11 protein-coding genes are annotated in these 13,216 nt (G+C 65.8%); 9 read left to right on the forward strand and 2 right to left on the reverse strand.

Annotated elements, in window-relative coordinates; all coding sequences use genetic code 11:
* Positions 1 to 71 precede the first annotated feature (71 nt).
* Positions 72 to 1,850, forward strand: coding sequence for a vWA domain-containing protein (locus AC1DRD_RS00715; RefSeq protein ID WP_478039568.1), 1,779 nt, complete (start codon positions 72 to 74; stop codon positions 1,848 to 1,850).
* A 160-nt stretch (positions 1,851 to 2,010) separates the two neighbouring features.
* Positions 2,011 to 3,159 carry a tetratricopeptide repeat protein gene (locus AC1DRD_RS00720; RefSeq protein ID WP_478039570.1) on the forward strand — a complete coding sequence of 383 codons (1,149 nt, stop codon included), beginning with the start codon at positions 2,011 to 2,013 and terminating at the stop codon, positions 3,157 to 3,159.
* Positions 3,160 to 3,175: 16 nt separating this feature from the next.
* Here the strand turns inward: AC1DRD_RS00720 and AC1DRD_RS00725 are convergent, their stop codons facing one another.
* Entirely contained in the window at positions 3,176 to 5,008 is a 1,833-nt protein-coding gene (locus AC1DRD_RS00725; protein WP_478039571.1) for a methyl-accepting chemotaxis protein, read from the reverse strand.
* Between the two features lie 191 nt (positions 5,009 to 5,199).
* Between AC1DRD_RS00725 and AC1DRD_RS00730 the strand changes: the two genes are divergently transcribed.
* The 7 genes from AC1DRD_RS00730 (at position 5,200) to AC1DRD_RS00760 (ending at position 12,057) form a co-directional block, all read left to right on the forward strand.
* Positions 5,200 to 5,589, forward strand: a complete 390-nt coding sequence (locus tag AC1DRD_RS00730) for a TrbC/VirB2 family protein (RefSeq protein ID WP_478039573.1) — start codon at positions 5,200 to 5,202, stop codon at positions 5,587 to 5,589.
* Between the two features lie 125 nt (positions 5,590 to 5,714).
* Complete coding sequence (locus tag AC1DRD_RS00735) at positions 5,715 to 6,221, forward strand: EF-hand domain-containing protein (RefSeq protein WP_478039575.1); 507 nt, start codon at positions 5,715 to 5,717, stop codon at positions 6,219 to 6,221.
* 2 nt (positions 6,222 to 6,223) lie between these two features.
* The gene (locus AC1DRD_RS00740) at positions 6,224 to 6,865 is read left to right on the forward strand and encodes an HAD hydrolase-like protein (protein WP_478039577.1); all 642 of its coding nucleotides are present in this window, start codon (positions 6,224 to 6,226) and stop codon (positions 6,863 to 6,865) included.
* 39 nt (positions 6,866 to 6,904) lie between these two features.
* Positions 6,905 to 7,726: a nucleotidyltransferase domain-containing protein gene (locus AC1DRD_RS00745; RefSeq protein ID WP_478039579.1), complete on the forward strand. Its 822-nt coding sequence runs from the start codon at positions 6,905 to 6,907 to the stop codon at positions 7,724 to 7,726.
* A complete protein-coding gene (gene tgt / locus AC1DRD_RS00750; RefSeq protein WP_478039580.1) occupies positions 7,723 to 8,859 on the forward strand; it encodes a tRNA guanosine(34) transglycosylase Tgt in 1,137 nt (378 codons plus the stop codon). Before AC1DRD_RS00745 ends, tgt begins: the two co-directional genes overlap by 4 nt.
* A gap of 2 nt (positions 8,860 to 8,861) precedes the next feature.
* Entirely contained in the window at positions 8,862 to 9,056 is a 195-nt protein-coding gene (locus tag AC1DRD_RS00755) for a hypothetical protein (protein WP_478039582.1), read from the forward strand.
* 136 nt (positions 9,057 to 9,192) lie between these two features.
* Positions 9,193 to 12,057 (forward strand): M16 family metallopeptidase, encoded by a 2,865-nt coding sequence (locus AC1DRD_RS00760; RefSeq protein ID WP_478039583.1) that lies wholly within the window; start codon positions 9,193 to 9,195, stop codon positions 12,055 to 12,057.
* Positions 12,058 to 12,228: 171 nt separating this feature from the next.
* On the opposite strand, the gene AC1DRD_RS00765 is transcribed toward AC1DRD_RS00760, so the two are convergent.
* Positions 12,229 to 12,927, reverse strand: coding sequence for a Crp/Fnr family transcriptional regulator (locus AC1DRD_RS00765; RefSeq protein WP_478031357.1), 699 nt, complete (start codon positions 12,925 to 12,927; stop codon positions 12,229 to 12,231).
* Between the last annotated feature and the right edge of the window lie 289 nt (positions 12,928 to 13,216).

A 13,216-nucleotide genomic window follows, 5' to 3' on the forward strand; every position in this document is an offset into this window, starting at 1 on the left:
AGGAATCCCCGCCGAGCCGCGTCGAAGGGGAATGCGGACGATCCTGCCCGCTGCAACCAAGGGAGAATGATATGTCCCATCTGTATCGGGCAGTCGCCACCGGGCTGGCTCTGACATTGCTCGCGTCCTGCGCCGGATCTGACACCCGCCTCACATCCGCGTCGGACGCAAAAGGGGAGGCCAAAGCGGATGAAGGCGCCGCTGAGATCGTCGTCACCGGACAGAGCATCGCCAATGCGCCGACGGACAGAGCGTCGCGAATATCGACCTTCGCCCCGCCAGCTCCGCCCGCACCGCCGCCATCGCTATCGTCCCCGCAGCAGCCCTCGGTGCCGTCGCCCGTGATGACCACCAGTCGGCTTGCCAAGCGCGCAGCGCCGGAGCCGCGGCCTTATCCCCCTTATTATCAGGATGTCGGCCGCGACAAGTTCACCAGCGTCGACCAGAATGCGTTCAAGATCGTCAAGGAAGAGCCGGTCTCGACCTTCTCGCTCGATGTCGACACCGCCTCCTATTCGTTCGTCCGTGCCTCGCTCAACCAGAACACGCTGCCGCAGCCAGCGGCGGTGCGGACCGAGGAGATGGTCAATTACTTCCCTTATGACTATGCGCCCGCGGCCGGCGCGTCGCAGCCGTTCAGCACCAATGTCGCGGTATTCCCGAGTCCCTGGACGCCCGGCCGCAAGCTCGTCCGGATCGGCGTGAAGGGCTATGAGATCGGGCGCAGGACGCGGCCGCGCGCGAACCTGGTATTCCTGATCGACACGTCGGGATCGATGTACGCGCCCAACAAGCTGCCGCTGGTCAAGCAATCGCTCGAAATGCTGCTCGATCAGCTCGACGGCAACGACAGCGTTGCGATCGTCACTTATGCCGGCAGCGCCGGTACCGCGCTCGAGCCGACGCCGGCCAGCGAGAAGGCCAGGATCAAGGCCGTGATCGAGGGGCTGGGCGCGGGCGGCAGCACCGCCGGTGCCGAGGGTATCCGCCAGGCCTATCGGCTGGCCGAGCAGCATTTCGATGCCAAGGGCGTCAACCGCGTGATCCTGACCACCGACGGCGACTTCAACGTCGGCATCACCAATCAGGACGAGCTCAAGGGCTATATCGAGCGCGAGCGCGGCAAGGGCGTGTTCCTGTCGGTGCTCGGCTTCGGCATGGGCAATTACAACGACGCGATGATGCAGACGCTGGCGCAGAACGGCAACGGCACCGCTGCCTATATCGACACGGTCAACGAAGCGCGGAAGACCTTGGTCGACGAGGCGACCTCGACCCTGTTCCCGATCGCCAAGGACGTGAAGATCCAGGTCGAGTTCAATCCCCGCACCGTCGCCGAATATCGCCTGATCGGTTACGAGACGCGGATGCTCAAGCGCGAGGATTTCGACAATGACAAGGTCGATGCCGGCGATGTTGGGTCGGGCCAGACCGTGACGGCGTTGTACGAGGTCGTGCCGGTCGGCGGGCCGCGGGCGAATGGCGATTTGCGCTATGCCGCGCCGGCCCCGGTTGCCGCGGCGGGATTAAGCGGCGAACTCGGCTTCGTGAAGATCCGCTACAAGCTGCCCAAGTCGGACGCGAGCCTGTTATTGTCGACGCCGATCGATCGGCGCGTCCAGTTCGCGCGGTTCGAAGACGCGCCGCAGGATGCGCGCTTCGCCACCGCCGTCGCCGGTTTCGCCGAATTGCTCCGCGGCGGGCGCTATAACGGCGCGCTCAGCTATGACGACGTCCTGCGCATGGCGAGCGGCGCCAAGGGCAAGGACGAATTCGGCTATCGGACCGAGTTCATCCAGCTCGTCCGCACCGCCCGAATTGCCAACGGCATTGCGGCGACCGGGCAATGATGTGGAACGGGACGCTGCGGTTGCGGCGTCCCGCATCGCCGTTCGCGATCATGGCTTAGACCGGGCAAAGATTGCCGTTATAGACCGATCGATGTCCGTTTCCCGCCTTCCTTGCCTCAGCGGCGCCGGCCATTGCCGGTTCGTCATTTGGGGGCGTTGAATGGCCGACGACAGCGATCTCGCCCGCCTGCTCCCCGACTCGCCACCGCCGCGGCCCGCCGCGCGCGATGCGGCGATCACGGCTGCGATGCGTCGCTTCGACGGCGTCTCCGATCCGACGCCCGCCGCTGCTCCCGCTCGGCGTCCAACGCGATGGGTGTCCGGCAAGCAGATCGGTGCGTTCGCCTCGATCATCCTCGTCGCCGGGATCAGCCTGTCGATCGCGCTCAACCGGCCCGGTGGTCTGCAGCCCGGCAAGGTCGAGCAGCCCCCGGCCGACATCGCGCCGCGCTCGGCGCCGGCGCCTGATCGCCCCGGCGTTTCAAAACCGCCGGCGACCAGTGCAGCCAAAGAGTCGACGCCTGCCGTCAAGCCGGAGCCGCCAATCCAAAAGCCGACCGCTCCGGCTGCCCCGGTCACCTTGGCCGGCGGTGCTGATCGTCGCGCCTCCGAGGACCTGGCACGGTCCGCCTCGCCGCCACCTCCGCCGTCGCCTGCGCCCCCCGCAGCCATGGCACCACCGCCGATGCAGTTCGCGCCACGGAGCGCGGCACCGGCTCCGCCAGCTGACGAGAGTCCGGTCGCTGCTGCCGGGCGCGTGGCGCAGCCGAAAGCGATCGAGTCCGCGAGTCCGGTCAGTATGGCAAGCAAGAAGGCTGATGAAGATGAAGGGCCTCGCGACGTCGTGGTAACGGGTGCGCGAAGGCGTCCGAATGCCTATGCCGCGCGTGGCGATTGGAATGCCTGCACGGTGATCGATCCCGAGGAAAGCCTGCGCGGCTGCAAGAGCGTGCTTGGCATTGGTGCGAAGGGACCGGCGGGCGAGGCGGCGGCGCGGCTTGCCAATGGTCTGGCGCTTGCCTGGCGTGGAGACTTGGACGGCGCGATCGCCGCGTTCGATCAGGCCATCGCCCTCAAGCCCAGATTCGCCTTCGCATATCTCAACCGGGGACTGGCCTATCAGCGCCAGGGAGAGCCGGCGCGCGCCGCCGCCGATCTCGATCTCGCGATCAAATATGCGCCCTATGCGGCGCGCGGCTATTACAATCGCAGCGTCCTGCGGCGCGAACAGGGCAACCGGCGCGGCGCTGACGCCGATGCGAATCGGGCGGTCCAGCTTGACCTGGATTATCCGGACCCTGCGCAATGACTCCGACCGACGATCCCTAGGCGGCGGCCTCCAGCCGTTCGACCAGGGCGGCGAAGCGGGCGTCAAGCTTTTCGGCATGCCTCCGGACCGCGAGTCCGATCACCCGGGTCGAGCCGGCAGTGTCGGCCACCTGATCCAGCGCGGCGGAGATTGCCGTGATCGCTTCTTCGGAAGTGCGGACATTGTCGGCAATGCCGATCGAGTTGCGCTGGATCGCGCCCACCGCCTGATGCTGCTGGTGGGCAGTCGTCGCCGCCTTTCCGACGGCGTCGAGCAAGGCGCCCATGATGCCGTCCACCTGATCGACCAGCGCGACTGTCTCGCGCACCGCCGAGGAGACGCCATCGACGCGCCCCTTGATCGCCGACGTCGTGTCGCCGACCTGCTTGGCGAGTCCCTTTACTTCGCCCGCTACCACGGCGAAGCCCCGCCCTGCCTCGCCGGCGCGCGCCGCCTCGATAGTGGCGTTGAGCGCCAACAGGTTGGTCTGGCCGGCGATCTGGGCGATCAGCTCGGCCGCCTCGCGGATCAGATCGACGTTGCGGACGAGGTTGCCATTGGTGCTCCGCGCTCGGGCGGATTGCTGGCTTGCATCGTTGACGGCGACGCGTGCCCGCTCGGAAGCCGTGCCGATCTCGCCGATCGAGGAGGAAAGCTCGGTCAGCGTATCGGAGATGGATTGCGTCGCGCGGCTCGCCTCGTGCGAGCGATCGCGGATTGCACCGGTTTGCGCCTGCTGGTCGGCGATGACGGAAAGCATTGTGTCGGCGCTGCGTTCCAGCGCGCCGGCGGAATCGATCAGATCGGTGACGAGGCTGGCCAGCGAGCGGCGCAATTCTTCCGCGACGTCGCGCTGGCTTTCGCGCAGCTGGACCTCGTGGCGCGCTTGTTCCTCGACCGCGTGGGCGGCGAGCCGATCGGCGCGAACTCTCGCTTCCTCGGCCTGGCGGAGCGCGTTGGCCGTTTCGGCGGCGCTGCGTTCGGCGCGGCTTGCCTCGGCTTGCGCGGCGCGCATGCTGTCCTCCAGGCGTCGGCGCGACCGGAGGATCAGCCGCAACAACCAGGCGGAGGTCAGCGCGAACGCGCCGCCGACCGCGAGCAGTATAGGCAGGATGCCACGTAGCGCGTCCTGCCCGGCGGTGGCCAGCGGCCAGGTTATCGTCCCGATCGGCACATTAGCGGCATCGCGCACCATTAGCCTATTGGGCGCATCGCCCGTCATGGACGACCAGCCGATGCTGGTCAGGCCATAGGCGTCACCCCATGCTGACAGCACTCGGCTATCCAGCTCGCGCACTAGCACCAAATAGCGCAGTCGCTCCACTTGCCTGGGCCGCAAAAGAGGCAGGATCGGCATGCCCGAAATCACCGCCGGTCGACCCTGAAAACGAACCGGGAAGGCAGTGCCGGTGGTCATCCTTTCGGCTATGCGCTGGCTGTGCGGAAGGCGCGACATCAGGGCGGCAAGGGTGCTGCCGATCGCGCCGGCAAGCGGCACCGGCTTCCCCTTGCCGTTGGGCGGGCAAGCCCAGAGCGTGTTACCCTGATCGTCGATGATGTAACTGTGCATCGGATAGGAAAGGTTGGTGCGGGCCCATTCCGCATCGACGCGGCCATAGAGGTGATCGACGGCGTCGTCCCAATGAGCAGTAGTCGATGTCGAGTCGGCCAGGCTCCGCGTCTCGCGCTTGACGGCGCCGGACACCAACGTGTGCATGGTGGCGGTATCGTTGCTGTCGACGCGATGCACCAGCGAGACGACGACAAGCGCGGCGCCAGTCGCCGCCAGACCGATCAGGGTCAGCAGCGGGCCGAGCAACCCATCGAATTTCCTGCCGGCTACGTCCAACTCACGCCCCCTACGACTGGGGCAGTCTAATATGAGTTGGTTATCGCGCTCTTAAGCATGGCTCCGAAATCCTGCCAAGGTTGGGGTGGGCGAGCCTGTTTCCAGTCGGCGCGATCGCGATCGAGCTTTCGCGACTGAATGCGGCACAATGCGCGCTGTTCCTTTCCGCGCCTTCGGCATAAAATCCGGATGTGATCCTATCCTACGCCCCGATTTCGCTCGCCGATTCCCCCGCCGGGTCCAGCGTGCTCGTCGCGGCGATATCCTGGCTGCAGGATGTGCTGCTCGGCACGGCGGCGACGTCGATCGCGGTGATCGCGATCGCGGCGATCGGGTTCGGGATGCTGACCGGGCGAGTCAATATCCGCCATGGTGCGACCGTCATCCTCGGCTGCTTCATCCTGTTCGGCGCGTCGACCATCGTCAACGGACTGCGTTATGCGGCCAGCGGCGTCGGGGGGTATGACCCGCCGCCGGTAGTCGTCGCCGCACCTCCGCCGCCGCCGCCTCCACACGTCCAGCCGAGCAAGACGCCGGCGCCCTATGATCCCTATGCCGGGGCATCGGTTCCGATGCAGTAACGCAGCACATCGCCAGTCAGTGGCTGTTGCCGAGCCCGGCCCGCTGGGGCACAGCCTGTCTCATGCCGCCGAATCGCTTTACGCCAGCCATCCGCCGCGGCTTTGCCCTGGCTCCTCGGACTTTCGTGCTTGCCTCCGCCCTGGTGGCGATCGGCTTGTCGAGCCCAGCCGCCGCGCAGAACGATAATCGCGTGCCCGTACCGCTCGGCAGCAAGAAAGGCGCGCCGGTATCGATCGCCGCGCCGCCGATCCTGGTGGTCGAGCCGGTGGCGATGATGATCGCCGCGTTCGACACGGACGGCGATGGCCGCGTGACGCGCGACGAGATGCGCAAGGGTGTGGCGAGGAGTTTCGCCGCGATCGACACGGCCAATACCGGCAAGCTCGGCTATATCGCCTTTTCCGACTGGGCGCAGAAATGGCTCGGCGATCCCAACGCGCTGCCCGGCGCGTACGAGACCGACAGCGACAGCGACAACCAGATCACGCTGGCCGAACTCCAGGCGAAGTTCGACCAGATCTTCACCCGGCTCGACAAGGACAAGGATGGCGTCCTGACTCGCGCCGAACTGCTGACGATCCGCGCCTTCCCGATGGGCGATGGCGGGAAGCGCGGGAAACGAGGCGGGTAATCGTGGTGGCCGCTCGGCATCCATATCAGCTGGTCATTTTCGATTTCGACGGGACGCTGTCCGACAGCGGCCACTGGTTCCTGTCGATCGTCGACGATCTCGCCGAACGCTTCCGGTTCCGCAGCGTCCATCCCGACGAGGTAGAGGGATTGCGCAAGCGCACGACGCGCGAAGTGATCGACCATCTTGGCATCTCGCGCTGGAAATTGCCGCTGATCGCGCGCCACGTCCGCGCGCGATTCGGTCGGCATACGGATGAAATCCAGCTGTTCGACGGCATCCGCGACATGCTGAAGGCGATCAGCGAGACGAACGTCCGGATGTTCGTCTGTTCGTCCAATTCGGAAGCCAATGTCCGCGCAGTCCTGGGACTGGAGGATTGCGCCAGGATCGAGCGCTTCTTCTGCGGCTCGGGCCTCTTCGGCAAAGTGCGCAAATTCCGCCAGGCGATCAAGGCAAGTGGGCTCCCGCCCAGCGCGATCTTGTCGATCGGCGACGAAACTCGCGACGTCGATGCCGCGCGCGCAGTCGGGATCGGCGCCGGCGCGGTGTTATGGGGCTATGCCAATCCCGAAATGCTGTTGGCGATGAAGCCCGACAAGACGTTCGCGACACCGCAAGAGGTGGTCGACTATCTGACCTGAGGTCGACAAACCGCAGACCCCGCCGCTAGAGCGACGGCGATGTCTCCCCAGCGCTCTATTCCCGATAGTTTCGATCCTGAGATCGTCGCGGGCATCGATGCGCGCCTCTCCGAGGCGGAGCGCGACGAACTTGTCCATATCCCGATAGCGATCGAGAGCGGCAGTCGTGCCTGGGGTTTCCCGTCGCCCGACAGCGACTATGACTGTCGGTTTGTGTTTGTGCGGAGCCAGGACGATTATCGTTCGCTCTGGCAACCACGCGATGTGATCGAGACGCCCCTTGATGCGATCTATGATGTCGGCGGTTGGGATCTTGGCAAGCTTATCAAGCTGATGGTCAGGGGCAATGCTGTTGCGATCGAATGGCTGACCTCGCCGATCCGCTATCGATTCGACCAGCGTATCGCCAACCGCCTGCTGGATCTGGCGCGTGATGTGACCGATCGGGCCGCGGTCCGACGGCATTATTACAATCTGGCCAAAGCGTCTTGGGTGCCGCTCGATCGCGAAACGCACGATGTCCCGCTCAAGAAGCTCCTTTATGCGTTGCGTCCAGTCGTTGCGATGACTTGGCTCGACCGCCATCCCGGCGAGGTCGTGGCACCGATGGCGTTCACGCAGTCGCTCGCTGCGATCGATCTGCCCCTGGCGCTCCGTGCCGAGATCGATTCGCTGATCGAACGCAAGTCGGTCACCGCCGAGCTAGGAGGAGGGCCGGTGCCACCCGCGATCGCTGCGCTGATCGATGCAGCGCTTGCCGCCGATCCGCCGATTGCCGTCGATCCGGTCTCGCCGGAAGAACGACGCCGCGTCGCCGATCGCGTTTTCCTCGACCTTCTCGACGAACTGGCTCCCGCATGACTCCCCGCTTCGACTTCACCATCCACGCCACCGACGGCAAGGCGCGCACCGGCGAGATCGCGATGCGCCGCGGCACGATCCGCACGCCTGCCTTCATGCCGGTCGGCACCGCCGCGACGGTCAAGGCGATGAAGCCGGGCGATGTCCGGGCCGCCGGCGCCGACATCATCCTGGGCAACACCTATCATCTGATGCTGCGCCCGACCGCCGAGCGCGTCGCGCGGCTGGGCGGATTGCATCATTTCATGGGCTGGGACCGGCCTATCCTGACCGACAGCGGCGGCTATCAGGTGATGAGCCTGTCCGAACTCACCAAGCGGGACGAGAATGGAGTCGAGTTCAAGAGCCATCTCGACGGCACACGGCACCTGATGAGTCCCGAGCGCTCGATGGAGATCCAGCGGCTGCTCGGATCAGACATCGTCATGGCGTTCGACGAATTGGTGCCGACGACCTCGACGGCCGAGGTGCAGGCGGCGGCGATGGCACGGTCGATGCGCTGGGCGCGGCGCTCGCGCGAGGCATTCCTTGGCGGCGGCGAACATGCCGAGAACGCAGCGCAATTCGGCATTCAGCAGGGCGCGCTGAACGAGCAATTGCGTGGCGAAAGCGCGGCGGCGCTGACCGAGATCGGGTTTGACGGCTATGCGATCGGTGGGCTTGCGGTGGGAGAAGGGCAGGCGGCGATGTTCGGCTGTCTCGATTTCGCGCCGAGCCAGCTTCCCGCCGATAAGCCGCGTTACCTGATGGGGGTGGGCAAACCGGACGACATCGTCGGTGCGGTCGAGCGCGGGGTCGACATGTTCGACTGCGTGCTGCCGACGCGCTCGGGCCGCACCGGCCAGGCGTTCACACGGACCGGTCCGATCAACATCCGCAACGCGAAGTTCGGCGAGGATCAGGGGCCGCTCGATCCCGAATGTGGCTGCCCGGTCTGCGCCACCTGGGAACGCGCCTATCTCCACCATCTGGTGCGCGCCGGCGAGATTCTGGGCGCGATGTTGATGACCGAGCACAACATTTGGTTCTATCAGGCGTTGATGGCGGACTTGCGCGCAGCGATTGCCGCTGGAACGCTCAACGCATTTGCGAGCGGATTCCGGGCACGCTACGGACAGGGTCGAGGAGAGTGAGCGTGAGCGACAAGCCCGAAGAAGAGAATGAGATCATGGCCGCGGCGCGGATTGCCAAGGAGCGCCAGAAAGGCGCCGAGGGCACGCCCGAGCCGGCCAAGCTCAGCAAATGGGGCCTGGCGGCACTGGGCGCGGGTGTCGGATCGGCGGCGATCGCCGCGGCAGTGCTCTACGCCAATCGCAACAAGAAGCGTTGAAGACTTCTCCCGTCTGATCGCTGACGATTGTTCGTCGGCGATGGCGGCGGGCGGAGCCAGGTTCGGCGGGCGATTGACTCGCGGTGTTTTAGCGCGACACATCGGCGTCATCCTCACCTCCTTTGCGGAGAATTGAATGCGTCTGACTCGTGCCGCCCTGTTAATGGGCGCCGCCCTGATTCCCGTCGCCGCCACCGCCGCCACGCCCGCCCGGAAGCTCGCTCCAAAAACGGCGGCGGCCACCAGTGCGACGGCGGTCAAGCCGATCGCCTATACCGTCCGCACGCTTGCCAATGGCCTGCGCGTCTATGCGATCCGCGACACCAAGACCGCCAATGTCTCGGTGCAGGTCTGGTACGATGTCGGCTCGAAGGACGATCCCAAGGGCAAATCGGGCTTCGCGCACATGTTCGAACATCTGATGTTCAAGGCGACGAAGAATCTGAAATCGGAGAATTTCGACCGCCTGACCGAGGATGTCGGCGGCTATAACAACGCCTCGACCAACGACGATTACACCAATTATTTCGAGGTCGTCCCGGCCAACCATCTCGAGCGGCTGCTGTTCGCCGAGGCGGATCGCATGGCGAGCCTGGTGGTCGAACCGGTCAGCTACGCCTCCGAGCGCGACGTGGTGAAGGAAGAGCTTCGCCTCCGCACCTTGGCGACGCCGTACGGCAAGCTCTATTCGATCTACTATCCCGAGATCAGTTACCGCGTGCATCCCTATGCGCGACCCGGGATCGGCAGCCTGGAGAATCTCGAAGCTGCGACGATCGACGACGTTCGGGCGTTCCACGCGACCTATTACCGCCCCGACAATGCGGTACTGGTGGTGGCGGGCAATTTCGATCCCGCCGAGCTCGATCGATGGGTCGACAAATATTTCGCGGGGATCAAGAAGACCGACCGCCCGATCCCGCGCGTGACCGTCGCCGAGCCCCCGCGCACCACGCCTACCCGCTATACGGTCTATGAGGCCAACACGCCGCTGCCTGCGGTACTGATCAGCTATCAGGTGCCGTCGGACAACAATGCCGACATCCCGGCACTGACTCTGCTCGACGCGATCCTGTCGCGCGGCGATAGCTCGCGGCTATATCAGGACCTGGTCTATCGCGATCAGCTCGCGCAATCGGCCAATACTTTCCTCGATACCAAACAGGGCACCGGCTCGTTCGTCGTCACCGCGACGATGGCTGACGGCAAGAGCGTCGCCGATGGCGAGAAGGCGTTACGTGCCGAGGTCGCCCGCGCGCGCGACACCTTAGTCACCCCGGCCGAGCTGACCCGCGCCAAGAATCAGCTGATCACCGCGACGATCGAGAGCCGTGAGACCGCCGATGGCAAGGCGTCGACGATCGCGCGATCGGTGATCATCGACGGCGATCCCGCCGCCGCCGACAAGCAGCTTGCCGCGATCGGCAAGGTGACTGCCGCCGACATCCAGCGTGTCGCGCGCAAATATCTGACCGACAATGGCTCGGCGATGATCAACTATATGCCCGCCGAAATGGCGCCCAAGGACGGGACGAAGGGCGACAAGATCGCGGTCGCCGATACGGTCGAGGTCGCCGAGCTGAAGACGCCGGGCAATGTCGAGGTCGTCAAGCCGGCGAGCGATGCCGACCGCGTCGCCGTGCCCGCGCCGGCCAAGCCGGTGGTCGCGGCACTGCCGGCGCCGGTGACGGCGACTTTGGCCAACGGCATGAAGCTGATCGTGGTCGAAAAGCACGATCTGCCGCTGATCACCACGCAGGTCCTCGCCAATGGCGGCGGCGCCGCGGACCCGGCCGACCGCGCCGGGCTCAACAGCCTGGCCGCCGATTTGATGACCAAGGGGACCAAGACGCGCTCGGCGACGCAGATCGCCAATGAGGTCGAGAAGCTCGGCGGATCGATCAGCTCGGCCGTCGCCTGGGATGCGGCGGCGGTGACGCTGCAGGTCAAGTCCGACCAGATCGCTCCGGCGATGGCAGTGCTCGCCGACGTCGCGCGCAATCCGGTCTTCACGGCCGAGGAACTCGAACGCGATCGCGCGCAGACGATCGACAGCGTCCAGGTCCAGCTCAAGAATCCGGGCCGGCTCGCCTCTTTGGTCGCGGCGCGGACGGTAATGGGCGGCGGGCCTTATGGTCATCCCATCGCGGGTACGCCGACCTCGCTCAAGGCGATCACGCGAAGCGAAGTGCAGACCGCCTATGCGCGCACCTGGGCGCCGGCGCGCGCGACCATGGTGATGGTCGGCGACATCACGCCGGCGGCGGCGAAGGCGCTCGTCGAGGCCAATTTCGGCAGCTGGCAGGCTAAGGCCGCGCCGGTCGCCGCGCCCAAGACCGATTCCGCCACCGCAACGCCGCGGATCATCGTCGTCGATATGCCCAATGCCGGCCAGGCTGGGGTCGTCGTTGCCCGCCCAGGCATTGCCCGCAGCGACCCGGATTTCTACGCGGCGAGCGTCGCCAATGCCACTTTGGGCGTCGGTTTCTCGTCGCGGCTCAACCAGGAAATCCGCATCAAGCGCGGCCTCGCTTATGGCGCGGGCAGCGGCATCGCGGCGCGGCGCCAGCCCGGCTATGTCGCGGCCAACACCCAGACCAAGAACCCCTCGGCGCCCGAAGTGGTCGGGCTGATCATCGACACGATGAAGGGGATGGGATCGGCGCCGGTGCCGAATGACGAACTCGCCTCGCGCAAGGCGGTGCTGATCGGCGATTTCGGCCGCGATACCGAAACGACCGGGGGGATTGCCGGCGTGCTGGGCGATTATGTCGTCGAGAACGTGCCCCTGTCTGAACTCAAGGCGTTCACGCCCAAGATCGAAGGCGTCGATGCGGCGGAGGTGCAGCGTGTCGCGCAACGGCTGCTCGATCCGACCGACGCCAGCGTCATCGTCGTTGGTGACGCGAAATTGTTCCTCGACGATCTCCGCAAGAAATATCCGAATGTCGAGGTGATCCCGGCGGACAAGGTCAATCTGGACAGCACGACGTTGCGATAGCGCCCTCCGTCATGCCGGCCTTGTGCCGGCATCCACCGAGCCGCAAGCGCCAGGGGCGTGAGGAGGAGTGGACCCCGGCACAAGGCCGGGGTGACGGCTAGGGCTAGGGGCGGGGCACCCAATTAACGTCGGGGGAACGGTTGCCCATCCCCCCGACGCCCCCTCCGAGCTCTAACGCGGTGCCGGCAGCCAGCTCAGGTCGAGACCCTCATAGCGGTCGATATAATTGGCCGCGCGCAGCAGCCCGCGTTCGTTGGTGAAGGTGACACGCCCGTTCACGCGCGCGATCAGCCCTTCTTCCTCGATCTGACGCAGCATGCGGTTGACATGGACCGCGGTCAGGCCGGTCGCGTCGCCGATCTCTTCCTGGGTCAGGCCGATCGTGAAAGTGTCGGTGATCGACTTGTCACCCGCGCGCAGGCGGTTGCGCATATCGATCAGCATCGCGGCGACACGGGTCTTGGCCGAGGTGCGGCCGAGCGCCGCAAGCCGGTCGGTCAGCGCCGCGCGCTCGATCTGGCTATAGACCAGCAGCAGCGCCGCGAGTCGCGGATGCGCCGCGATGACGTCGCTCAACATCGATCGCTCGAACGGCGCGACGACCGCGTCGCTCAGCGCGGTGAGCGTCTCGGGCGTCTCGCGATAGACCAGGCTCGACAGCGCGATCACATCGCCGGGGAACAAGAACCGCAGGATTTGGCGGCTGCCGTCGTCGAGCAGCATCGACGACATCAGCATACCCTTGCGAACGATGAACATCTCGCCGGCGCGATCATTTTCTCGCTGGATTGTGGCACCCCGCCGGACCGGTCGCTCGCGCTCCTCCAGCCGCTCGAGCGCCGCATGTTCTGCCGGAGTAAGAGTAACCAGATCGCCCAATCTTTCGGCGAAACAACTGCCTGACACGTCGACGCAAACTCCCCCGGACCTTGGAGGCTACAGAGCAGCGCGCGCGGACCTGTGCATTAAAGTCGATCAATGGGTGTGGTGGCGTTGTTTGCAGCTTCGCTGAGTTGGCACCGGCCCGCATTGGGTGAACAGCGCCCCGCGCTGTTCACCCAATGCCGGGGGCATGGCAGATCCAATGCGCCCCCACCCGACCACCCATAGAATACGCTGTTGGGCGGTCGGGTGGGGGAGCGGGCCGGTGCGGCAACCG

The sequence above is a fragment of the Sphingomonas sp. P4_G2 genome (genome assembly GCF_056401155.1).